17 protein-coding genes and 3 tRNA genes are annotated in these 22400 nt (G+C 58.2%); 15 read left to right on the forward strand and 5 right to left on the reverse strand.

From position 1 onward, the window contains the following. Nucleotides 1-10: 10 nt before the first annotated feature. On the reverse strand, nucleotides 11-1852 hold the full coding sequence (locus BMX68_RS03105; RefSeq protein WP_017134098.1) for a sigma-54-dependent Fis family transcriptional regulator: 1842 nt from the start codon (nucleotides 1850-1852) through the stop codon (nucleotides 11-13). Nucleotides 1853-2145: 293 nt separating this feature from the next. On the opposite strand from BMX68_RS03105, the gene BMX68_RS03110 reads away from it, so the two are divergent. From BMX68_RS03110 to BMX68_RS03135, 6 genes are all read left to right on the forward strand, one after another. Then, a complete protein-coding gene (locus BMX68_RS03110; RefSeq protein WP_017134097.1) occupies nucleotides 2146-3240 on the forward strand; it encodes an ABC transporter ATP-binding protein in 1095 nt (364 codons plus the stop codon). Next, nucleotides 3240-4337: an ABC transporter ATP-binding protein gene (locus BMX68_RS03115; RefSeq protein ID WP_017134096.1), complete on the forward strand. Its 1098-nt coding sequence runs from the start codon at nucleotides 3240-3242 to the stop codon at nucleotides 4335-4337. Before BMX68_RS03110 ends, BMX68_RS03115 begins: the two co-directional genes overlap by 1 nt. Continuing rightward, entirely contained in the window at nucleotides 4334-5200 is an 867-nt protein-coding gene (locus BMX68_RS03120) for a carbohydrate ABC transporter permease (RefSeq protein ID WP_017134095.1), read from the forward strand. The genes BMX68_RS03115 and BMX68_RS03120 overlap by 4 nt, the downstream gene beginning before the upstream one ends. A gap of 8 nt (nucleotides 5201-5208) precedes the next feature. Further along, the gene (locus BMX68_RS03125) at nucleotides 5209-6009 is read left to right on the forward strand and encodes a carbohydrate ABC transporter permease (RefSeq protein WP_017134094.1); all 801 of its coding nucleotides are present in this window, start codon (nucleotides 5209-5211) and stop codon (nucleotides 6007-6009) included. An 11-nt stretch (nucleotides 6010-6020) separates the two neighbouring features. Next, on the forward strand, nucleotides 6021-6293 hold the full coding sequence (locus tag BMX68_RS03130) for a DUF2160 domain-containing protein (RefSeq protein ID WP_017134093.1): 273 nt from the start codon (nucleotides 6021-6023) through the stop codon (nucleotides 6291-6293). Nucleotides 6294-6363: 70 nt separating this feature from the next. Then, entirely contained in the window at nucleotides 6364-8127 is a 1764-nt protein-coding gene (locus tag BMX68_RS03135; protein WP_060783785.1) for an ABC transporter substrate-binding protein, read from the forward strand. A gap of 67 nt (nucleotides 8128-8194) precedes the next feature. On the opposite strand, the gene folD is transcribed toward BMX68_RS03135, so the two are convergent. After that, nucleotides 8195-9049 carry a bifunctional methylenetetrahydrofolate dehydrogenase/methenyltetrahydrofolate cyclohydrolase FolD gene (gene folD / locus BMX68_RS03140; protein ID WP_017134092.1) on the reverse strand — a complete coding sequence of 285 codons (855 nt, stop codon included), beginning with the start codon at nucleotides 9047-9049 and terminating at the stop codon, nucleotides 8195-8197. Between the two features lie 279 nt (nucleotides 9050-9328). Between folD and BMX68_RS03145 the strand changes: the two genes are divergently transcribed. The 9 genes from BMX68_RS03145 to BMX68_RS03185 all read left to right on the forward strand — a co-directional run bounded on the left by BMX68_RS03145 (nucleotide 9329) and on the right by BMX68_RS03185 (nucleotide 18603). Continuing rightward, nucleotides 9329-9405: transfer RNA gene (locus tag BMX68_RS03145), tRNA-Arg, on the forward strand. Between the two features lie 32 nt (nucleotides 9406-9437). Then, nucleotides 9438-9513, forward strand: a tRNA-His gene (locus BMX68_RS03150). Nucleotides 9514-9571: 58 nt separating this feature from the next. Beyond that, a tRNA-Leu gene (locus BMX68_RS03155) sits at nucleotides 9572-9656 on the forward strand. Between the two features lie 413 nt (nucleotides 9657-10069). After that, nucleotides 10070-11380, forward strand: a complete 1311-nt coding sequence (gene tig, locus BMX68_RS03160) for a trigger factor (RefSeq protein ID WP_026013422.1) — start codon at nucleotides 10070-10072, stop codon at nucleotides 11378-11380. A gap of 93 nt (nucleotides 11381-11473) precedes the next feature. Continuing rightward, nucleotides 11474-12109 carry an ATP-dependent Clp endopeptidase proteolytic subunit ClpP gene (gene clpP / locus BMX68_RS03165; RefSeq protein WP_017134090.1) on the forward strand — a complete coding sequence of 212 codons (636 nt, stop codon included), beginning with the start codon at nucleotides 11474-11476 and terminating at the stop codon, nucleotides 12107-12109. A gap of 112 nt (nucleotides 12110-12221) precedes the next feature. After that, nucleotides 12222-13505: an ATP-dependent Clp protease ATP-binding subunit ClpX gene (clpX, locus tag BMX68_RS03170; RefSeq protein ID WP_017134089.1), complete on the forward strand. Its 1284-nt coding sequence runs from the start codon at nucleotides 12222-12224 to the stop codon at nucleotides 13503-13505. A gap of 166 nt (nucleotides 13506-13671) precedes the next feature. Next, nucleotides 13672-16068 (forward strand): endopeptidase La, encoded by a 2397-nt coding sequence (lon, locus tag BMX68_RS03175; protein WP_017134088.1) that lies wholly within the window; start codon nucleotides 13672-13674, stop codon nucleotides 16066-16068. A gap of 163 nt (nucleotides 16069-16231) precedes the next feature. Further along, nucleotides 16232-16504 (forward strand): HU family DNA-binding protein, encoded by a 273-nt coding sequence (locus BMX68_RS03180; protein WP_002552737.1) that lies wholly within the window; start codon nucleotides 16232-16234, stop codon nucleotides 16502-16504. Between the two features lie 239 nt (nucleotides 16505-16743). Further along, on the forward strand, nucleotides 16744-18603 hold the full coding sequence (locus BMX68_RS03185) for a SurA N-terminal domain-containing protein (RefSeq protein ID WP_017134087.1): 1860 nt from the start codon (nucleotides 16744-16746) through the stop codon (nucleotides 18601-18603). 83 nt (nucleotides 18604-18686) lie between these two features. Here BMX68_RS03185 and BMX68_RS03190 read toward each other — a convergent pair whose 3' ends face one another. From BMX68_RS03190 to BMX68_RS03200, 3 genes are read right to left on the reverse strand one after another with little or no spacing between them, the layout of a single operon-like run. Then, a complete protein-coding gene (locus BMX68_RS03190) occupies nucleotides 18687-20300 on the reverse strand; it encodes an ABC transporter ATP-binding protein (protein ID WP_017134086.1) in 1614 nt (537 codons plus the stop codon). 1 nt (nucleotide 20301) lies between these two features. Next, the gene (locus BMX68_RS03195) at nucleotides 20302-21321 is read right to left on the reverse strand and encodes an ABC transporter permease (protein ID WP_017134085.1); all 1020 of its coding nucleotides are present in this window, start codon (nucleotides 21319-21321) and stop codon (nucleotides 20302-20304) included. Nucleotide 21322: 1 nt separating this feature from the next. Continuing rightward, nucleotides 21323-22396, reverse strand: a complete 1074-nt coding sequence (locus tag BMX68_RS03200) for a microcin C ABC transporter permease YejB (protein WP_017134084.1) — start codon at nucleotides 22394-22396, stop codon at nucleotides 21323-21325. Between the last annotated feature and the right edge of the window lie 4 nt (nucleotides 22397-22400).

Raw genomic sequence — 22400 nt, forward strand, 5'->3', positions numbered from 1 at the left:
TGGTGGGCCTTCAGGTCTCGAGTTGCCGCAGGCGTTTGTACAAGGTATTGCGACTGACCCCGAGTTGTCGGGCCAGATGGGAAATATTCCCGCCGGAGGCCTTGAGCAACTGGTTCAGATCATCGACGTGTTCCAACGCGGGTTTGCTCTGCAACGGGATCGACTCCCTGCCGGTCAGGCCGAGATCGACGAAAAAATCATCCGGTAGATGTTCGGCGCGAATCGGCTGATCCTCGGCCATCGCCAATGCCACCTGAATCACGCTATCGAGCTGGCGGATGTTACCGGGCCAGGGGTGTCGGTCGAACAGCTCCAGTACCTCCCGGCTCAACCCGGCCCATTGCGGGCTTTCCCGATGCCGCTCCCAAATCTGCTGAAACAGCGCCTGTTTGTCGGTGCGCTCGCGCAAGGGCGGCAACTCCAGGGTCAGGCCGCCGATGCGGTAGTACAAGTCTTCGCGAAACAGACCGTTTTGGATCTGCTGGCGCAACGAACGGTTGGTCGCCGAAACCAGGCGAATATCCACCGGATAAGCCTCGCTGCCGCCCACCGGTTGCACACAGCGTTCCTGCAATACTCGCAGCAAGCGAGCCTGGGTCGGCAGCGGCATGTCGCCGATTTCATCGAGAAACAGCGTGCCCTTGTCAGCTTGGCGGATCAGCCCGATATGGCCTTTCTGGTTGGCCCCGGTAAAGGCGCCTTTCTCGTAGCCGAACAGTTCCGACTCCACCAACTCCGCCGGAATGGCCGCACAGTTCACCGCGATCAAGGGCTGTATGGCGCGTGAGCCAGCCTGGTGCAAGGCCTTGACGAAAACTTCCTTACCGACCCCGGTCTCGCCGTGGATCAGCAACGCAATGCCTTTTTCCTGCAGGCGTTGCGCCTGACGTATGGCTTTCTCCACCCGCTTTTCACCCCAATGCAGGCCCTTGAGGCTTGATCTGTCCGTCGTGGTCTCGGTTCGCGGCTTGGCTTCGGCAAATACCCGCGGCTTGATCGGACGGCACTGTGGCCGCTTGAGCAGGCAATGAAAGCGGTTGCGCCCCGAGGCTTGCAAGGCAAAGGGCAGGCCTTCGGGTTGGTTGAGCAGCTCCAGCAACGAGACATTGAACAGGCTATCGATGCCGACCCGTGCCAGGCGGATGCCCAGCAGGTTGTCCGCGCGGCGATTGGCCGAGAGCACCTGGCCGCTGTCATCGAAGATCAGCAGCCCGGCCCACTGGCTGTCGAGGTTGTTCAGGCCGGTATTGAACACCAGTTGGAACTGTTTGCCCTCGAACAGATTGAGGATCAGTCGGTTCTCCACCGTCTGGCTCATCATCTTGACGATGCCCAGGGTGTGGGAGGGTGGCAGGTAGCTGTCGCTGGACACATCCAGCACGGCAATGACCTGCCGGCTGGCATCGAAGATCGGCGCCGCGGAGCCGGTCATGAAGCGGTTGGCCTTGAGGAAGTGTTCATCGTGCTCGATATGCACCGCCTGCCCGCAGGCCAGGGCGGTGCCGATGGCGTTGGTGCCGGTGCAGCGCTCCATCCAGCTTGCCCCGGCGCTGAAGCCACGTTGTAGCTTGGGCTCGATAAACCGCTGGGTGCCCCAGGAAGTGAGGATCTGGCCCTGATTGTCAGCGAGCATGATCAGGCAGTTGGAATTACTGAGGATGTTCTCGTAGTACGGCAGCACTTCCTGATGGGTGGTCTGCACCAGTGCCTGTTGGCTGTCGATCAGTTGCGCGACCTCGTGGGCCGGCAACTGATCGAACGCCGGCGCACACTGGTGGCTCAGCCCGAAGCGGCGGCAGCGGCTCCAGGAGTCCTGGATGATGGTGTCGTGACTGAGAGGGGCAACGGCCATGGCTGTCGATCTCCTGGGTGCTTTATTGTTTTTGTTGTGGGCGGGCGCAATCGAGCCAAACAAGCATTCGTTTAGTGTTGTTCACTTGTGTTCATTGTCAACGCTCGAAGTGTTCATCTGTTCACTCAGGGTTGTTCATTTCTGTTCAGTCGTGAGCCCGCTATAGCCTTCGTTCTTCACTGTCCGAGGCTCTGGTCCGAGGGGTTGCGCAGTGTTTTGCGTTTCTGGCACGGATGTCGCTCTGTCGGTTGAGCGATGTGTGGCATTTGATTTCAATAATAAAAGGTCGAGCCATGTCTTTAACGCTGGAGCGCGTCAGCCGTGTAGTCGAGGGCCAGGTCTGGATCGACGAGGCGAGCCTGAGTTTCGAACCTGGGTCCTTCAATGTCCTGTTGGGGCGCACGCTGTCCGGCAAGACCAGTCTTATGCGCCTGATGGCCGGCCTGGACAAGCCAGACGGCGGGCGGGTGCTGATGAATGGCGTGGATGTCACCGGGCGCGCGGTACGTTTGCGCAACGTATCGATGGTGTACCAGCAGTTCATCAACTACCCGACCATGACGGTGTTCGAGAACATTGCCTCGCCGCTGCGCCAGGCGCGGATGCCGGCGCAGCAGATCCAGGCCAAGGTGCTGGAAACCGCGCAAATGCTGCGTATCGAGAAGTTCCTGCAACGTCATCCGCTGGAGCTTTCCGGCGGTCAGCAACAACGCACGGCGATGGCCAGGGCACTGGTCAAGGATGCCGAGTTGATCTTGTTCGACGAGCCGCTGGTCAACCTCGACTACAAGCTGCGCGAAGAGTTGCGCCAGGAAATGCGTGAGCTGTTCAAGGCACGCCACACTATCGCCGTGTATGCCACCACCGAGCCCAACGAGGCCCTGGCCCTGGGCGGCACCACCACCATCGTCCATGAGGGACGGATCATCCAGAGCGATAGCACGCCTGCGGTCTATCACCAGCCGCGGACGGTGCTAGCGGCGCAACTGTTTTCCGAGCCGCCGATCAACCTGATGCCGGGGCGGATTCTCGGCAATGAGGTCAGTTTCGCCAACTTCGTGCATTTTCCGCTGAACGTCGACCTGCGTCCGGTTGGCGAAGGTGAATTCCGTTTCGGTGTACGGCCAAGCCATATCCGCCTGGTGCCGAGCAACGATGACGACCTGGAGCTGGCGGTGACCGTGGAGCTCGCGGAAATCAGTGGTTCGGAGACCTTTCTCCACGTGCGCAACGAACAGTTCCAACTGGTGCTGCATTTGCCTGGGGTACATGCCTACGATGTCGATGCGTCGATCCGTATCTACATCCCGACCCACAAACTCTTTGTGTTCGACGGGCAGGGTCAACTGCTCCAGGCGCCGGGTCGACGTGTGGCGAGGGTTGCCTGATGGCGCGAATTCAGTTGCGCAACCTGGCCCACAGTTACAGCCAGAGCCCGGCCGGTGCTGAGGATTATGCCATTCATGAGATGAACCATATCTGGGAGCAGGGCGGCGCCTATGCGCTGCTGGGGCCATCGGGGTGTGGCAAGTCGACCCTGCTCAATATCATTTCCGGGCTGCTCAGCCCTTCACAGGGGCAGGTGCTGTTCGACAGCACGGTGGTCAATGCACTGAGCCCGGAAAAACGCAACATTGCCCAGGTGTTCCAGTTCCCGGTGGTCTACGACACCATGACGGTGTTCGACAACCTGGCCTTTCCCCTGCGCAACCAGGGCATGGCCGAGTCGCGGGTGTTGAGCAAGGTTCAGGAAATTGCCGAGGTGCTCGACCTGCAACCGCTGTTGCAACGCAAGGCCAGCAACCTGAGTGCCGATGAAAAGCAGAAGGTTTCGATGGGGCGTGGGCTGGTACGCGACGATGTCTCGGCGATTCTCTTCGACGAACCGCTGACGGTGATCGACCCGCACTTGAAGTGGAAGCTGCGACGCAAGCTCAAGCAGATCCACGAGCAATTCAATATCACCATGGTCTACGTGACCCACGACCAATTGGAGGCTTCGACCTTTGCCGACAAGATCGCCGTGATGTATGGCGGGCAGATCGTCCAGTTCGGCACGCCACGGGAGTTGTTCGAGCGGCCCAGCCATACCTTTGTCGGCTATTTCATCGGCAGCCCTGGGATGAACCTGATCGACGTGCAGCCCAGGCTCGGTGGCGTCGGTTTTGCCAATACCCATCTGGAGTTGTCCGAAGCCTTGCGGCAGCGGATTGCCGCCGGTGGTTGGCGCCGCCTGCAAGTCGGCATTCGCCCCGAGTTCGTGCGTGTCTGGGATGAGGCTTACGAGGAAGCGTTGTGTGCCCAAGTCCGACATATCGAGGATCTTGGAACCTACAAGATCATGACCCTCGACCTGGATGGCCAGATGCTCAAGGTCCGCCTGCAGGAAGACAAACCGGTGCCGCAAGGCAAGGCCTGGATCAGTTTCCCGGCGCAATGGTTGATGGTCTATGCCGATGATCGGCTGTTGGAGGTCAACCCATGAACAAGGTGCGCAACAACAAGGCCTGGTGGCTGGTATTGCCGGTTTTCCTGCTGGTGGCGTTCAGTGCGGTGGTGCCGATGATGACGGTGGTCAACTATTCGGTACAGGACATCTTCGACCAGTCCAGTCGCTACTTTGTCGGTGCCGACTGGTATCGGCAGGTGCTACGGGACCCACGCCTGCACGATTCGCTGCTGCGCCAGTTCATCTATTCAGCCTGTGTGCTGGCGATCGAGATTCCGCTGGGTATCGCCATCGCCCTGACCATGCCGACCAAGGGGCGCTGGTCCTCGCTGGTGCTGATCGTGCTGGCGATTCCGCTGCTGATCCCGTGGAACGTGGTGGGGACCATCTGGCAGATCTTTGGCAGGGCGGATATCGGGCTGCTGGGCTGGACCCTCAATGCCCTGGGTTTGAACTACAACTATGCGGCCAACACCATGGACGCCTGGGTCACGGTCCTGGTGATGGATGTCTGGCACTGGACGTCGCTGGTGGCATTGCTCTGCTACTCGGGGCTGCGGGCGATTCCGGATGTCTATTACCAGGCGGCGCGCATCGACCGGGCCTCGGCCTGGGCGGTGTTCCGATATATCCAACTGCCGAAGATGAAGAGCGTGTTGTTGATCGCGGTGATGCTGCGCTTCATGGACAGTTTCATGATCTACACCGAACCCTTCGTGCTGACAGGCGGCGGGCCGGGCAATGCCACCACCTTCCTCAGCCAGACCCTGACTCAGATGGCTATCGGCCAATTCGACCTGGGACCGGCGGCGGCGTTTTCGCTGGTGTACTTCCTGATCATCCTGTTGGTGTCCTGGTTGTTCTATACCGCCATGACCCACGCCGATGCCAAGCGCTGAGGTTTGTCATGAACGCACGCAAGCTGGTTCCCTTGCTGATCTACATCCTGTTCCTGCTGGTACCCATTTACTGGCTGCTGAACATGTCGTTCAAGAGCAATACCGAGATCCTCGGCGGGCTGACTCTGTTTCCGCGCGATTTCACCTTGGCGAACTATCGGGTGATTTTCACTGACCCAAGCTGGTACAGCGGCTATATCAACTCGTTGTACTACGTCAGCCTCAACACAGTGATTTCCCTGACCGTGGCGCTGCCAGCGGCCTATGCGTTCTCACGCTATCGGTTTCTCGGCGACAAGCATCTGTTCTTCTGGTTGTTGACCAACCGTATGGCGCCGCCGGCGGTGTTCCTGTTGCCGTTCTTCCAGTTGTATTCGTCCATCGGCCTGTTCGATACGCCGATTGCCGTGGCCCTGGCGCATTGCCTGTTCAATGTGCCCCTGGCGGTGTGGATATTGGAGGGCTTCATGTCCGGTGTGCCGAAGGAAATCGACGAAACCGCCTATATCGACGGCTACAGCTTTGCCAAATTCTTCGTAAAAATCTTTGTCCCGCTGATTGGCTCGGGGATCGGTGTGACGGCTTTTTTCTGCTTCATGTTTTCTTGGGTCGAATTGTTGCTGGCGCGCACCCTGACGTCGGTCAATGCCAAGCCCATTGCGGCGGTGATGACCCGCACGGTGTCGGCCTCGGGAATTGATTGGGGGGTGCTGGCGGCGGCGGGCGTGCTGACTATCCTGCCCGGCGTGCTGGTGATCTGGTTTGTTCGCAACCATGTGGTCAAGGGCTTCGCCCTCGGTCGGGTCTGAGGAGTCGCATGATGGATTGGATGGCCTGGACCCCACTGACCGCTACCTTCTTCGGCGCTATCGCGTTGCTGCTGATCGGCATGACGGTCTGGGAACTGCGTTCACCGTGTATCGAGCGGCGAGGTTTTCTGCCGATCACCACCGGTCGTGGCGATCGTTTGTTTATCGGGCTCCTGCTCAGCGCCTTCCTGCATTTGCTGGTCATCGGTGTCACCGACTGGAGCCTGTGGATCGGGTCGTTGCTGGCCTTGGCATGGCTGTGGGTGGTGATGCGTTGGGGTTAGCCGGCAAGCACGGCGACTGGTTTCGGATCTCTTGGCAAGTGGGCTACGTGGAAATCATCTGGAGGTGTCTATGTTCTATAAAAACAATAAGCTTCGACATAGCGTGACGTTGGCTTCGATGCTGGCGCTCGGTGGCTTGAGCGCGACAGCCTGGGCGGATGCCTACGAAGACGCGGCAAAAAAATGGATAGGCGCGGAATTCAAGCCCTCGACCCTGACCCCCGAGCAGCAGCTCGCGGAGTTGACGTGGTTTATCAAGGCTGCCGAACCCTTTCGCGGAATGGATATCAAGGTGGTCTCGGAAACCCTGACCACCCACGAGTATGAATCCAAGACCCTGGCCAAGGCTTTTACTGAAATCACCGGGATCAAAGTGACCCATGACTTGCTGCAGGAAGGCGACGTGATCGAGAAGATCCAGACCCAGATGCAGTCGGACAAGAATATCTATGATGGCTGGGTCAACGACTCTGACCTGATCGGTACGCATTTCCGTTATGGCAAGGCACAATCGCTGGACGAACTGATGGCCAGCGATGCCGGCAAGCAAGTCACTTCGCCCACCCTGGATATCAAGGACTTCATCGGCCTGTCCTTTACCACCGCACCGGACGGCAAGGTCTACCAACTGCCGGACCAGCAGTTCGCTAACCTCTACTGGTTTCGTGCCGACTGGTTCGAGCGGGCGGATCTAAAGGCCAGGTTCAAGGCGAAGTACGGTTATGAACTAGGAGTGCCGGTCAACTGGTCGGCCTATGAGGACATTGCCAAATTCTTCAGCGAGGACGTCAGGGAGATCGATGGCAAACGCGTGTATGGCCACATGGACTATGGCAAGAAGGATCCGTCCCTGGGTTGGCGTTTCACCGATGCCTGGTTTTCCATGGCTGGCGGCGGCGACAAGGGTCTGCCCAACGGCTTGCCGGTGGATGAATGGGGGATCCGGGTAGAGGATTGCCATCCGGTGGGGTCGAGCATTACCCGCGGCGGCGACACCAACGGTCCGGCGGCGGTCTTCGCCACGCAGAAATACATCGACTGGCTCAAGGCGTATGCGCCACCCGAGGCGGCGGGCATGACCTTCTCCGAGTCCGGGCCGGTGCCGTCGCAAGGCAATATCGCCCAGCAGATCTTCTGGTATACCGCGTTCACCGCCGATATGACCAAGCCGGGGCTGGCGGTGATGAATGCCGACGGCACGCCAAAATGGCGGATGGCGCCGTCGCCCAAGGGGCCTTACTGGAAAGAAGGTATGAAGCTTGGGTATCAGGATGTCGGTTCCTGGACCTTCCTTTATTCGACACCCGAGAAACAGCGCATGGCGGCCTGGCTCTATGCGCAGTTCGTGACCTCGAAAACCGTATCCCTGAAGAAAACCATTGTTGGCTTGACCCCCATTCGCGAGTCGGACATCAATTCCCCGGCCATGACCGAGCTGGCACCGAAGCTGGGTGGCCTGGTGGAGTTCTACCGCAGCCCGGCGCGGGTGCAATGGACGCCGACAGGCACCAACGTACCGGATTATCCGAAGCTGGCGCAGTTGTGGTGGAGCCATGTGGCCGAGGCCGTCACGGGTGAGAAGACCGCGCAGCAGGCGCTGGATGGCCTGGCCAAGGATCAGGACGCGATCCTGACGCGGCTTGAGCGTTCCAAGGCGCAGGAAAAGAGCGGTTGTGCGCCGAAGATGAACCCGCCAACCACCGCTGAGGAGTGGTACAGGAAGGGTGAGGCCGTCGGCGGTGCGCCGCAGCGCAAACTGGCCAACGAGAAGCCCAAGGGCGAGACCATTAATTACAACGAACTGCTGAAAAGCTGGGCGGACGCCCGCCAGTAATCAACTGCGGCTGTAAAACGACAAAGGCACCCAGGGGGCCTTTGTCGTCGATGGTCACTAATGGTGGTCAGACATGCAGCGACTCGGCCGCATACAGGGTATTTTCCAGCAGGCAGGCGCGGGTCATCGGGCCTACGCCGCCTGGCACCGGAGTGATCCACCCGGCGCGGGGCAGGGCCGTCTCATACACCACATCGCCGACCAGCTTGCCGTCTTCCTGGCGGTTGATGCCCACGTCGATCACGATGGCCCCTTCCTTGATCCACTCGCCCTTGACCAGTCCCGGTTTGCCGGCGGCTACCACTACCAGATCGGCACGGCCAACGTGGCCGGCGAGGTCCTGGGTGAAACGGTGGGTTACGGTCACGGTGCAACCGGCCAGCAACAGTTCCATGGCCATTGGCCGGCCCACGATATTCGATGCACCGACAATAACCGCATCCATCCCGTAAAGATCGGCCCCCGTGCTTTCCAGCAAGGCCATGATGCCTTTCGGGGTACAGGGACGCAGCAGCGGGATGCGTTGGGCCAGGCGACCGACGTTATAAGGATGAAAGCCATCCACGTCTTTATCCGGACGAATGCGCTCCAGCAACCTGGAGGCGTCCAGGTGTGCCGGCAGCGGCAATTGCAATAGCACGCCGTCGATGCTCGGATCGTCATTCAGGCGATCGATCAGATCGGTCAGCGCCTGTTGTGTGGTTTCGCCAGGCAAGTCATAGGCTTGGGAAATAAAGCCGACTTCTTCACAGTCCTTGCGCTTGTGCGAGACATAAACCTGAGAGGCGGGATCGCTGCCGACCAGAATCACTGCGAGGCCTGGCATACGCAGGCCCTGCTGGCGACGCTCGGCGACACGCTTGGCGATCTGCTGGCGCAGACGGGCGGCGATCGCTTTGCCGTCGATTAGTTGTGCAGTCATGACGCGTGATTAACCATCGAAAGGGGTTGAAAAAGAGTGCGCATTCTCGCACGCCATGACCCCAGGGCAAAGGCGCTTGGTCTGGTTATTCCCCTAACTCCTTTATATTTCTGAATTTTTTTTAGAAAATAGTTGACGGCCTTCAGGCTCACCTATAACATTCGTCGCACTTGTCGGGCACAGCCTAGCACTGGTTGAGAAGGTCGAGCAGAGTTGATGTTCAGCTGTGCAAGATTGAAGCACTTAGTTTGTAGTCGTAATAGAATGCAGATTAATAAGGCGCCCGTAGCTCAGCTGGATAGAGCATCCGCCTTCTAAGCGGATGGTCGCAGGTTCGAGTCCTGCCGGGTGCGCCATTAGGCAGCTTTGGCACAAGTAACGCAATATGGTGGGCGTAGCTCAGTTGGTAGAGCACAGGATTGTGACTCCTGTTGTCGTGGGTTCGATCCCCATCGTCCACCCCATATTCGGATAAAGACGCCAGATTAATGATCTGGCGTCTTTGCTTTAAGAGTTTGACCCGCGGACGTGGTGGAATTGGTAGACACACTGGATTTAGGTTCCAGCGCCGCAAGGCGTGAGAGTTCGAGTCTCTCCGTCCGCACCAATTAGCTTGAAATTAAGAACGGTGCAGTACCTGAAAAGGGGCTGCGCCGTTTTTGTTTCGGATGTCCCGGCAGCTCCAGTGATGTCGCCGGTTTGGGGCGGATAGGGTGGCATGCATCGGCATGGCCTTATTGTTGCTGGATGATACCGGTTCAACCTTCGGTCTGTCTGGCAGACCGATCGTCGGGGCACCGGCTGAGCAGTCCTTCTATATATATAGGCTGGCCGAGGCTGCGACGTGAGTGAATGCGTGTTGCCGGGCGGGCCGCCAACAGTCTGTTCCGGCAAATAATTGCCTGCTGTTTTTTACCCGTTTTCAGTAGGGTGACTTCTTGAGTATGACCCACTAGAATGCATGCCCTTGCTTCTGAGGTCGGAAACGGCCGGCTAACGTCTGTGCAACGAGGAATATCCATGCAAGTTTCTGTTGAAAGTACATCGGCTCTTGAGCGCCGCATGAGCATTACCGTGCCAGCTGAGCGCATCGAGACCCAGGTCAACAAGCGTCTGCAGCAGACTGCCCAAAAGGCCAAGATCGCTGGCTTCCGTCCTGGCAAGGTGCCAATGAGCGTGATCCGTCAGCGTTATGAAACTGATGCCCGTCAAGAAGCGGTGGGCGAGGTGATCCAGGCCTCCTTCTACGAGGCCGTGGTCGAGCAGAAGCTCAACCCTGCTGGCCAGCCTTCGGTCGAGCCCAAAGTGCTGGAAAAAGGCAAGGACCTGGAATACATCGCGACTTTCGAGGTGTTCCCTGAATTTACCGTTGCCGGTTTCGAGTCCATTGCGGTAGAGCGCCTGAGCGCTGAAGTGGCTGATGCCGACCTGGACAAGATGCTGGAAGTCCTGCGCAAGCAGAACACCCGTTTCGAAGTGGCCGAGCGTGCCGCCCAGAACGAAGACCAGTTGAACATCGATTTCGTTGGCAAGGTCGACGGCGAAGAGTTCGCTGGCGGTTCCGCCAAGGGCACCCAACTGGTCCTGGGTTCCAATCGCATGATCCCAGGCTTCGAAGATGGCCTGGTGGGCGCCAAGGCCGGTGAAGAACGCGTTCTGAACCTGACCTTCCCAGCGGATTATCAGAATCTGGACCTGGCGGGCAAAGTCGCCGAGTTCAGCGTGACCGTGAACAGCGTTTCCGCTCCGACTCTGCCTGAGCTGAACGAGGCGTTCTTCGCCCAGTTCGGTATCAAGGAAAGCGGTCTGGAAGGCTTCCGCGCCGAAGTTCGCAAGAACATGGAGCGTGAGCTGCGTCAGGCGATCAAGTCCAAGGTCAAGAACCAGGTGATGGACGGTCTGCTGGCCGCCAACCCGATCGAAGTGCCGAAGGCGCTGCTGGACAACGAAGTGAACCGCCTGCGCGTGCAGGCCGTTCAGCAGTTCGGCGGCAACATCAAGCCTGACCAACTGCCGGCCGAGCTATTCGAAGAGCAAGCCAAGCGCCGTGTGGTACTGGGCCTGATCGTGGCCGAAGTGGTCAAGCAATTCGACCTCAAGCCAGACGAAACCCGCGTTCGCGAACTGATTCAGGAAATGGCCTCGGCCTACCAGGAGCCAGAGCAAGTTGTGTCCTGGTACTACAAGAACGACCAGCAGTTGAACGAAGTTCGTTCGGTTGTGCTGGAAGAACAAGTTGTGGATACTGTTCTGCAGAAGGCGAATGTGACCGATAAATCGGTCTCCTACGAAGAAGCAGTCAAGCCGGTGGAAGCTCCACAAGCCGACTGATTTTCTGACTCGTTGGAAAATACCCACCATAAGCCAGCCTCGCGCTGGCTTATGCGTATTCAAGACATGACTATTTGGGAGTGACTGCAGAGCATGTTCCGTAATTCCTATATTCAGCAGAACTCTGATATTCAGGCCGCCGGTGGCCTGGTCCCGATGGTTGTCGAGCAGTCCGCTCGTGGCGAGCGCGCCTATGATATCTACTCGCGGCTTCTCAAGGAGCGGGTGATTTTCCTGGTGGGCCCGGTTGAGGACTACATGGCCAACCTGATTTGTGCGCAATTGCTGTTCCTTGAAGCGGAAAACCCGGACAAGGATATTCATCTCTATATCAACTCCCCGGGCGGTTCGGTGACGGCGGGCATGTCGATCTATGACACCATGCAGTTCATCAAGCCAAACGTGTCGACCACCTGTATCGGTCAGGCGTGCAGCATGGGGGCGTTCCTGCTAACGGCAGGTGCCCACGGCAAGCGCTTCTGCCTGCCCAACTCGCGTGTGATGATTCACCAGCCACTGGGTGGTTTCCAGGGCCAGGCGTCGGATATCGAAATTCATGCCAAGGAAATCCTCTTCATTCGTGAGCGGCTCAACACGTTGATGGCCAAGCATAGCGGGCGCACCCTTGAAGAAATCGAGCGCGATACCAATCGCGACAACTTCATGAGTGCGGAAGCTGCGAAGGCATACGGCCTGATCGATGAAGTGATCACCCAGCGCCCCGCGTAAAATAAGCAGCTCAAAATAGGGGTGGTCGGCTGCTCCGATCACCAGCGGGCTTGAAAAAGCCCGCAATAGCCTTCATCTTGTGCTGCAAGCCTATCGGATTTGGATCGAACGAATGACTGACACCCGCAACGGCGAGGACAACGGCAAGCTGCTCTATTGCTCCTTCTGTGGCAAAAGCCAGCATGAAGTACGCAAATTGATTGCCGGCCCCTCGGTCTTTATCTGCGACGAGTGCGTCGACCTGTGCAATGACATCATCCGTGAGGAGGTGCAGGAAGCACAGGCGGAAAGCAGCGCGCATAAATTGCCTTCGCCTAAAGAAATCAGCGGCATCCTTGATCAGTATGTGATTGGTCAGGAGCGTGCAAAAAAGGTTCTGGCAGTAGCGGTCTACAACCACTACAAGCGTTTGAACCAGCGTGACAAGAAAAATGACGACGTCGAACTCGGCAAAAGCAATATCCTGCTGATCGGCCCGACCGGCTCGGGTAAGACCCTGCTGGCCGAAACCCTGGCTCGTCTGCTGAATGTGCCATTCACCATCGCCGATGCAACCACCCTCACCGAGGCGGGTTATGTGGGCGAGGACGTGGAAAACATTATTCAGAAACTGTTGCAGAAGTGCGACTACGATGTGGAAAAAGCCCAGATGGGTATTGTCTACATCGATGAAATCGACAAGATTTCCCGCAAGTCCGATAACCCGTCGATCACTCGCGACGTTTCCGGTGAAGGCGTGCAACAAGCCTTGCTGAAGCTGATCGAAGGCACAGTGGCCTCCGTTCCGCCTCAGGGCGGGCGTAAGCACCCACAACAGGAGTTCTTGCAGGTCGATACCCGCAACATCCTGTTTATCTGCGGTGGAGCGTTCTCGGGCCTGGAAAAGGTCATCCAGAACCGCTCGACCAAGGGTGGCATCGGCTTCAGCGCCGAAGTGCGTAGCAAGGAAGAAGGCAAGAAGGTGGGGGAGTCCCTGCGTGAAGTCGAACCTGACGATCTGGTCAAGTTTGGTCTGATCCCGGAATTCGTCGGCCGCCTGCCGGTCCTGGCCACGCTGGACGAACTGGATGAGGCGGCACTGATGCAGATCCTCACCGAACCGAAGAACGCGTTGACCAAGCAATACGCCAAGTTGTTCGAAATGGAAGGAGTTGACCTCGAGTTTCGTACCGATGCGCTGAAATCCGTGGCCAAGCGTGCCCTGGAGCGCAAGACGGGAGCTCGTGGCCTGCGTTCGATCCTCGAAGGCGTCTTGCTCGATACCATGTACGAAATTCCCTCGCAGTCCGAGGTGAGTAAGGTGGTGATTGACGAAAGCGTTATAGAAGGCAAGTCCAAGCCGTTGTATATCTATGAAAACAACGAACCGACCGCCAAGGCCGCACCTGACGCGTAAGTGTTACAGCGTGTGACCTAAAAGGGGGCCTTCTGGCCCCTTTTGCTTTTCCTGCCCCTTTGCTTTTCCTGATAGGGTGCTTGTTTTTTTTCCAAGCAGCCCCCATCTTGGGTCCAAGCTTACTTTCATCCGTTTACGGCCTTATGGCCGCCGTAGAGGCGAAATCATGAAGACAACCATCGAATTGCCTCTCCTGCCATTGCGTGATGTCGTGGTGTATCCGCACATGGTTATCCCGCTGTTCGTGGGGCGCGAGAAGTCTATCGAAGCTCTCGAAGCCGCGATGATGGGCGACAAGCAGATCCTGCTGTTGGCCCAACGTAATCCCGCCGATGATGACCCGGGCGAAGAGGCATTGTATCGAGTCGGTACCGTGGCTACCGTCCTGCAACTGCTCAAGCTACCCGATGGTACCGTCAAGGTGCTTGTGGAAGGCGAGCAGCGCGGCACCGTCGAGCTTTTTAGCGAAGTCGATGGCCACTGCCGTGCGCAAGTGGCGCTGATCGAAGAGACCGATGCACCGGACCGAGAGTCCGAAGTCTTCGTGCGCAGCCTGTTGTCGCAGTTCGAGCAGTATGTGCAACTGGGCAAAAAGGTGCCGGCCGAGGTTTTGTCCTCGTTGAACAGTATCGATGAGCCAAGCCGCCTGGTCGATACCATGGCCGCTCACATGGCGCTGAAGATCGAGCAGAAACAGGAAATTCTTGAAATCGTCGAACTGCCGGCCCGTGTCGAACACGTCCTGGCATTGTTAGATGCTGAAATCGACCTGCTGCAGGTTGAAAAACGCATCCGTGGCCGCGTCAAGAAGCAAATGGAGCGTAGCCAGCGCGAGTACTACCTGAATGAGCAGATGAAGGCCATTCAGAAAGAGCTGGGCGATGGCGACGAAGGCCATAATGAAATCGAAGAGCTGAGAAAGCGGATCGATGCCGCCGGCCTGCCCAAAGATGCCCTGACCAAGGCCCAGGCCGAGCTGAACAAGCTCAAGCAGATGTCGCCGATGTCGGCTGAGGCCACGGTCGTGCGTTCCTACCTCGACTGGCTGGTGCAGGTGCCCTGGAAGGCCCAAAGCAAAGTGCGCCTGGACCTTAAGCGGGCCGAGGATATTCTCGATGCCGATCATTATGGTCTGGATGAAGTCAAGGAACGGATTCTCGAATACCTCGCCGTGCAGAAGCGCGTGAAGAAGATTCGTGGCCCGGTATTGTGCCTGGTCGGCCCTCCGGGAGTGGGTAAAACCTCCCTGGCTGAGTCGATTGCCCATGCGACCAACCGTAAGTTCGTGCGTATGGCCCTTGGTGGAGTGCGTGACGAGGCGGAAATTCGTGGTCATCGGCGAACTTATATCGGTTCGATGCCAGGAAGATTGATACAAAAGATGACAAAGGTGGGGGTGCGCAACCCACTGTTCCTGCTCGATGAAATTGACAAGATGGGCAGCGATATGCGTGGCGATCCGGCCTCGGCTCTGTTGGAGGTCCTGGACCCCGAGCAGAACCACAATTTCAACGATCATTACCTGGAAGTCGACTACGATCTGTCTGATGTAATGTTCCTCTGCACCTCCAACTCGATGAACATTCCGCCAGCGCTACTGGATCGGATGGAAGTGATCCGCCTGCCGGGTTACACCGAGGACGAGAAGATCAATATCGCCACTAAGTACCTGTCTCCCAAGCAGATTCAGGCCAATGGCCTGAAGAAAGGTGAGTTGGAATTCGAGGTCGAGGCGATCCGTGACATCATCCGTTACTACACCCGCGAAGCCGGTGTACGCGGGCTGGAACGGCAGATTGCCAAGGTCTGTCGCAAGGCGGTCAAGGAGCACGCACTGGAAAAACGCTTCACGGTGACGGTGACTGCCGACCTGCTGGAACACTTCCTGGGCGTGCGCAAATTCCGCTATGGCCTGGCCGAACAGCAGGACCAGATCGGTCAGGTGACCGGCCTGGCCTGGACGCAGGTGGGAGGCGAACTGCTGACCATCGAAGCAGCGGTGGTACCGGGCAAGGGGCAGTTGATCAAGACCGGTTCGCTGGGTGATGTCATGGTCGAATCGATCACCGCGGCCCTCACCGTTGTACGCAGCCGGGCCAAGAGCCTGGGCATCCCGCTGGATTTCCATGAGAAGCGCGACACTCATATACACATGCCAGAAGGGGCCACGCCCAAAGACGGTCCTAGCGCCGGTGTAGGCATGTGCACGGCGTTGGTGTCGGCCTTGACGGGTATCCCTGTGCGCGCAGATGTTGCGATGACCGGCGAAATCACGCTGCGAGGCCAAGTGTTGGCGATTGGTGGTTTGAAGGAAAAATTGCTCGCCGCTCACCGTGGTGGGATTAAGATTGTGATTATTCCAGAAGAAAATGTGCGCGATCTGAAGGAAATTCCTGACAATATCAAACAGGATCTTCAGATCAAGCCAGTTAAATGGATTGACGAAGTCCTGCAAATTGCGCTGCAATACGCGCCGGAGCCCTTGCCAGATGTGGTTCCGGAGATCGTCGCGAAGGATGAGAAGCGCGATTCGGACTCCAAGGAAAGAATCAGTACCCATTAATAGAGATCATCCATAGAGATCCGGCCTGGGTGAGCTTCCTTGACAGCTTTTTAGAGCCCTTGTTATAAAGCGGCTCTTAAGTGTCTGTAGGCCAATCAGCACCCGTTTTAGCTTTTTACCAAAAAACTTAGAAATATACTCAATAGATATAAGGGGACTTAGAGTGAACAAGTCGGAACTGATTGATGCCATCGCTGCATCTGCTGATATCCCGAAAGCCGCTGCTGGTCGTGCACTGGACGCAGTAATCGAATCCGTCACTGGTGCTCTGAAGGCTGGCGACTCCGTTGTACTGGTTGGTTTCGGTACTTTCTCTGTTACCGATCGTCCTGCTCGTATTGGTCGTAACCCACAGACCGGTAAGACACTGGAAATCGCTGCGGCTAAAAAACCAGGATTCAAAGCTGGTAAAGCACTTAAAGAAGCGGTCAACTAAGTTTCTTTCAAGCCTTTGGCTATCTGGGCCGGGTTCACTCCCGGCTTGGCAGCGGAGCGGTAGAGCGTTCGGGCAGACCTTCAGGGTAGCGCCGAGCCGTCTGCCGAGGGTCGAATTCGATCTTCGTCCGCTCTGCCCGTTACGAGAAGGCGCATCCTCGGATGCGCCTTTCTTCTATTCGGTTTCTACCCACGCTCCACGGTTGCCTATTTTGAAGTTCAACCGTTTCTGGGGGACGCATGCTGCAAAATATCAGGGACAATTCACAAGGCTGGATTGCCAAGACTATTATCGGGGTCATCGTCGCATTGATGGCGCTGACCGGTTTCGATGCCATTTTCCAGGCCACCTCCACCCGTCAGGACGCGGCCAAGGTCAATGGTGAGGAAATTACCCAGAACGAACTGAGCCAGGCGGTCGACATGCAGCGCCGCCAGCTGATGCAACAGCTGGGCAAGGATTTCGATGCCTCGCTGCTGGATGAAAAGATGCTACGCGAATCCGCTCTCAAGGGATTGATCGATCGCAAGCTGTTGCTGCAAGGCGCCGAGAAATCGAAATTCGCTTTCTCCGAGGCGGCGTTGGACCAGGTCATTCTGATGACGCCTGAATTCCAGGTGGACGGCCAGTTCAGTGCCGACCGTTTCGATCAGGTAACTCGTCAGTTGGGTTACAGCCGCCTGCAGTTTCGCGAGATGCTGACCCAGGAAATGCTGATTGGCCAGGTGCGCGCCGGTCTGGCGGGAAGCGGTTTCGTGACCGATGCCCAGGTGCTGGCCTTTGCCCGCCTGGAGAAGCAGACCCGCGATTTCTCCTCTTTGAGCATCAAGTCCGACCCCTCGATCGTGAAGCTCAGCGATGATGAGGTCAAAGCGTACTACGACAAGCACGCCAAAGAGTTCATGACCCCGGATCAAGTGGTGGTGGATTACCTGGAGCTGAAGAAGTCTTCCTTCTTCGATCAGGTCAGCGTCAAGGACGAAGACCTGCAAGCGTCGTATCGGAAAGAGACGGCCAACCTGTCGGAACAACGTCGGGCGGCACATATCCTGATCGAAGTAAACGACAAGGTCACTGACGCCCAGGCCAAGGCCAAGATCGAAGAGATCCAGCAGCGTCAGGCCAAGGGCGAGAACTTCGCCGCCCTGGCCAAGGAGTTCTCCCAGGATCCAGGTTCGGCCAGCAATGGCGGTGATCTCGGTTTCGCTGGTCCTGGCGTCTACGACCCGGCCTTTGAGAAAGCGCTGTACGCGTTGAACAAGGATCAGGTTTCAGGTCCGGTGCGCAGTGAGTTCGGTTATCACCTGATCAAGCTGCTGGGTGTCGAAGCGCCTGAAGTGCCGACCTTTGCCAGCCTGAAAGACAAGCTGACCCGCGAATTGAAAGCGCAGCAGGTAGAGCAGCGTTTCGTCGAGGCGACCAAACAACTGGAGGACTCTTCGTTCGAAGCTTCCGATCTGGCCCAGCCGGCGCAGGATCTGAACCTGAAGCTGCAGACCTCCGCGCCATTCGGTCGTGAAGGTGGCCCAGGTGTGGCGGCGAATCGCGCTGTGGTGACGGCGGCGTTCAGCCCGGAAGTCCTCGACGAGGGGGCCAACAGCAGCGCCATCGAGCTGGATCCGGATACGGTCATCGTCTTGCGTGCCAAGGAGCATCGCAGGCCCGAGCAACTGCCGCTGGAGAGCGTGGACGCCAGTATTCGCAAGCAACTGACCCAGGAACATGCCACAGCGGATGCCAAGGTCAAGGCTGACGGACTGATCGCCAGCCTGCGTGATGGCAAGGCGCTGCCTTCCGGGTCGTCCTGGAAGGTACAAGAAGCTGTGACCCGTGGTCAGGAAGGTGTCGATCCTACCGTGCTGCAGGCGCTGTTCCGCATGCCCAAGCCTGTAGCCAAGGACCAGCCGACCTTCAATACCGTGACCTTGGCTGATGGCAGCCTGGTGATCTTGCGCCTGAGTGGTGTCAATGAAGGTGCCGCGCCGAACGATGAAGAGAAAGCCTCCTACCGTCGCTTCCTCGCGTCGCGTCTTGGTCAACAGGACTTCGCCGCGTATCGTAAGCAACTCGAAAGCCAGGCAGATATCAAGCGCTTCTGAAGCCGCTGATATTGCTTAACCACCTACAAGAAGGCCGCTCAATCGAGCGGCCTTCTTGTAGGTGTGCTTCGAAGCACGGGCGATCAGGGGGCGATCGGTTCGGGGGTGATGAACGCCGCTTCCAGCAGCCTTTTCGTATAGCGGTGCTGTGGCGCGGCAAAGATTGCCTGCGCCGCCCCTTGTTCGACCACCTGGCCATGCTTGATCACCATCAACTGATGGCTCAGCGCTTTGACCACCGCCAGATCGTGGCTGATAAACAGGTAGGTCAGGTTGTACTTGATCTGTAGCGAGCGCAGCAACTCGACCACTTGTCGCTGCACGGTCCGGTCGAGGGCCGAAGTCGGTTCGTCCAGGAGGATCAACGCCGGTTTGAGGACCAGGGCCCGGGCGATAGCGATCCGTTGGCGCTGTCCACCGGAGAACTCGTGGGGATATCGATGTCGGGTTTGCGGGTCGAGGCCGACTTCTTTCAGCGCGGCAATGATTGCCTGTTCCTGCTCGGGCGGTGTGCCGATCTTATGGATACGCAGGCCCTCTCCAACAATCTCGCTGACACACATGCGCGGACTGAGGCTGCCGAACGGGTCCTGGAACACTACCTGCATTTCCCGCCGCAATGGTCGCACCCGTTGCTGGGACAAGCAGCTCAACGACTGGCCGTCGAAGCGGATATCGCCTTTGCTGGCGATCAACCGCAGGATCGCCAAGCCCAGGGTCGACTTGCCCGAGCCGCTTTCACCGACGATTCCCAGAGTCTGGCCCTGGGGCAGGCTGAAGTTGATGCCGTCCACCGCCTTGACATGGTCCACGGTTCTGCGCAGCAGGCCTTTCTTGATCGGGAACCAGACCTTCAGGTCCTCCACTTCCAGCAAGGGTGCGCCGGCCTGGTTCGCCGCCGGCTCGCCGCGCGGTTCGGCGCTTAGCAACTCGCAGGTGTAGGGATGTTGTGGCTGGCGGAACAGCACCTCGCCGTCTGCCTGCTCAACGATGCGCCCGCTCTGCATCACACAGACCCGATGGGCGATCCGTCGCACGAGGTTGAGGTCATGACTGATCAGCAGCAGTGCCATGCCCAGGCGCGCCTGAAGCTCCTTGAGCAAATCGAGGATTTTCAGTTGTACGGTGACATCCAGTGCCGTGGTCGGCTCGTCGGCGATCAGCAGCTCGGGTTCGTTGGCCAGCGCCATGGCGATCATCACGCGTTGGCGCTGACCGCCGGAGAGCTCGTGCGGCAGTGCCTTGAGGCGTTTGTGCGGCTCGGGTATGCCCACCAGTTCCAATAGTTCCAGGGTGCGTCGTGTGGCCACCTTGCCGGTCAATCCCTTGTGGATACAGAGCACTTCATTGATCTGCTTCTCGATGGAGTGCAGTGGGTTCAACGAGGTCATCGGCTCCTGGAAGATCATCGCGATGCGGTTGCCGCGAATATGTCGCAGGGTTTTCTCCTTGAGGGCCAGTAGGTCCTGTCCGGAGTACTGGATGGTACCACTGGGGTGGTGCGCCAGTGGGTAGGGCAGCAGACGCAGGATTGAGTGCGCCGTTACGGACTTGCCCGAACCGCTTTCGCCGACCAGTGCCAGGGTTTCCCCGCGACGGATATCGAAGCTGACGTTCTCGACCACGCGCTGGCGGTATTGGCCGACGACAAATTCCACCGTGAGGTCGCGCACTTCGATCAGATTGTCGTTATCCATGTTATTTCCTCGGATCGAAGGCATCGCGAGCGGACTCGCCGATAAAGACCAGCAAGCTCAGCATGATTGCCAGTACGGCGAAGGCACTCATGCCCAGCCACGGCGCTTGCAGATTGGACTTGCCCTGGGCTACCAGTTCGCCGAGCGACGGTGCCCCTGGCGGCAGGCCAAAACCGAGGAAGTCCAGCGCGGTCAGCGTACCGATGGCGCCGGTGAGAATGAACGGCATGAAGGTCATGGTCGAGACCATCGCATTGGGTAGGATGTGCCGGAACATGATCGCGCCGTTCTGCATGCCCAGCGCCCGGGCCGCGCGGACATATTCCAGGTTGCGGCCACGGAGGAATTCGGCGCGGACCACATCCACCAGGCTCATCCAGGAGAACAGCAGCATGATCCCCAGCAGCCACCAGAAGTTCGGCTGGACGAAGCTGGCGAGGATGATCAGCAGGTAGAGCACCGGCAGGCCCGACCAGATCTCCAGGAAGCGCTGGCCGGTCAAATCGACCCAACCGCCATAGAAACCCTGCAAGGCACCGGCAATCACCCCGATAATCGAGCTGAGGACCGTCAGTGTCAGGGCGAACAGCACCGAGATGCGAAAACCGTAGATCACTCGGGCGAGCACGTCACGGCCCTGGTCGTCGGTCCCCAGCAGGTTGTCCGCCGAGGGCGGAGCGGGCGCCGGGACTTTCAGGTCATAGTTGATGGTCTGATAGCTGAATGGGATCGGTGCCCAGATCACCCAGGCCTCCTTGGCCTTCATCAGCTCGCGGATATACGGGCTCTTGTAGTTGGCCTCCAGTGGGAACTCACCGCCGAAAGTGGTTTCCGGGTAGCGCTTGAGGGCCGGGAAATACCAATCACCGTCGTAATGCACCAGCAACGGCTTGTCATTGGCGATCAACTCGGCGCCTAGGCTCAGGCCGAACAGGATCAGGAACAACCACAATGACCACCACCCGCGCTTGTTGGCCTTGAAGCGTTCGAATCGTCGGCGATTGATGGGAGATAATTTCATCTCAATGCTCCCGGTGTTCAAAGTCGATACGCGGGTCGACCAGGGTATAGGTCAGGTCGCCGATCAGTTTTACCACCAGGCCCAGCAGGGTGAAGATGAACAGAGTACCGAATACCACCGGATAATCACGATTGATCGCCGCCTCGAAGCTCATCAGGCCGAGGCCGTCGAGGGAGAAGATCACCTCCACCAACAACGAGCCGGTAAAAAAGATGCCGATGAAGGCCGACGGAAAACCGGCAATCACCAGCAGCATGGCGTTGCGGAACACATGGCCGTAGAGGATGCGCCGTTGCGTCAGGCCCTTGGCCTTTGCGGTGACCACGTATTGTTTGTTGATTTCATCGAGAAAGCTGTTCTTGGTCAGCAGGGTCAAGGTGGCGAAGTTGCCGATGACCAGTGCGGTGACGGGCAGGGCCAAGTGCCAGAAGTAGTCGAGGATCTTGCCGCCCAGGCTCAACTGGTCGAAGTCGTTCGAGGTCAATCCGCGCAGGGGAAACCAGTTCAGATAACTGCCGCCGGCAAATACCACGATCAGCAGGATTGCGAATAGGAACGCCGGGATGGCGTAACCGACGATGATCGCCGAACTGGTCCAGACATCGAAATGGCTACCATGGCGGGTGGCCTTGGCGATCCCCAGCGGGATTGAAACCAGGTACATGATCAGGGTGCTCCACAACCCGAGCGAGATCGACACCGGCATCTTTTCCCGGATCAGGTCGATGACCTTGGCGTCGCGGAAGAAGCTGTCGCCGAAGTCCAGGGTTGCGTAGTTCTTGAGCATGATCCACAAACGTTCCGGCGCCGACTTGTCGAAGCCGTACAGGTGCTCGATTTCCTTCACCAGCGCCGGGTCCAGACCTTGGGCGCCGCGATAGTTGGAACCGGCTACCGAGACTTCCGAACCACCCCCGGCGATCCGGCTGGTGGCGCCCTCGAAGCCCTCGAGCTTGGCGATCATCTGTTCCACCGGGCCGCCAGGGGCGGCCTGAATGATCACGAAGTTGATCAGCAGAATACCGAACAGGGTCGGGATGATCAGCAGCAGCCGCCGAAAAATATAAGCCAGCATCTTA

It is taken from the genome of Pseudomonas agarici (genome assembly GCF_900109755.1).
Classification (GTDB): domain Bacteria; phylum Pseudomonadota; class Gammaproteobacteria; order Pseudomonadales; family Pseudomonadaceae; genus Aquipseudomonas; species Aquipseudomonas agarici.

What these genes read in the sequence shown, in the direction of transcription:
- BMX68_RS03105 (WP_017134098.1), bottom strand. Translation starts at nt 1,852, where the DNA reads ATGGCCGTTGCCCCTCTCAGTCACGACACCATCATCCAGGACTCCTGG.
- BMX68_RS03110 (WP_017134097.1), top strand. Translation starts at nt 2,146, where the DNA reads ATGTCTTTAACGCTGGAGCGCGTCAGCCGTGTAGTCGAGGGCCAGGTC.
- BMX68_RS03115 (WP_017134096.1), top strand. Translation starts at nt 3,240, where the DNA reads ATGGCGCGAATTCAGTTGCGCAACCTGGCCCACAGTTACAGCCAGAGC.
- BMX68_RS03120 (WP_017134095.1), top strand. Translation starts at nt 4,334, where the DNA reads ATGAACAAGGTGCGCAACAACAAGGCCTGGTGGCTGGTATTGCCGGTT.
- BMX68_RS03125 (WP_017134094.1), top strand. Translation starts at nt 5,209, where the DNA reads ATGAACGCACGCAAGCTGGTTCCCTTGCTGATCTACATCCTGTTCCTG.
- BMX68_RS03130 (WP_017134093.1), top strand. Translation starts at nt 6,021, where the DNA reads ATGGATTGGATGGCCTGGACCCCACTGACCGCTACCTTCTTCGGCGCT.
- BMX68_RS03135 (WP_060783785.1), top strand. Translation starts at nt 6,364, where the DNA reads ATGTTCTATAAAAACAATAAGCTTCGACATAGCGTGACGTTGGCTTCG.
- folD (WP_017134092.1), bottom strand. Translation starts at nt 9,049, where the DNA reads ATGACTGCACAACTAATCGACGGCAAAGCGATCGCCGCCCGTCTGCGC.
- tig (WP_026013422.1), top strand. Translation starts at nt 10,070, where the DNA reads ATGCAAGTTTCTGTTGAAAGTACATCGGCTCTTGAGCGCCGCATGAGC.
- clpP (WP_017134090.1), top strand. Translation starts at nt 11,474, where the DNA reads ATGTTCCGTAATTCCTATATTCAGCAGAACTCTGATATTCAGGCCGCC.
- clpX (WP_017134089.1), top strand. Translation starts at nt 12,222, where the DNA reads ATGACTGACACCCGCAACGGCGAGGACAACGGCAAGCTGCTCTATTGC.
- lon (WP_017134088.1), top strand. Translation starts at nt 13,672, where the DNA reads ATGAAGACAACCATCGAATTGCCTCTCCTGCCATTGCGTGATGTCGTG.
- BMX68_RS03185 (WP_017134087.1), top strand. Translation starts at nt 16,744, where the DNA reads ATGCTGCAAAATATCAGGGACAATTCACAAGGCTGGATTGCCAAGACT.
- BMX68_RS03190 (WP_017134086.1), bottom strand. Translation starts at nt 20,300, where the DNA reads ATGGATAACGACAATCTGATCGAAGTGCGCGACCTCACGGTGGAATTT.
- BMX68_RS03195 (WP_017134085.1), bottom strand. Translation starts at nt 21,321, where the DNA reads ATGAAATTATCTCCCATCAATCGCCGACGATTCGAACGCTTCAAGGCC.
- BMX68_RS03200 (WP_017134084.1), bottom strand. Translation starts at nt 22,396, where the DNA reads ATGCTGGCTTATATTTTTCGGCGGCTGCTGCTGATCATCCCGACCCTG.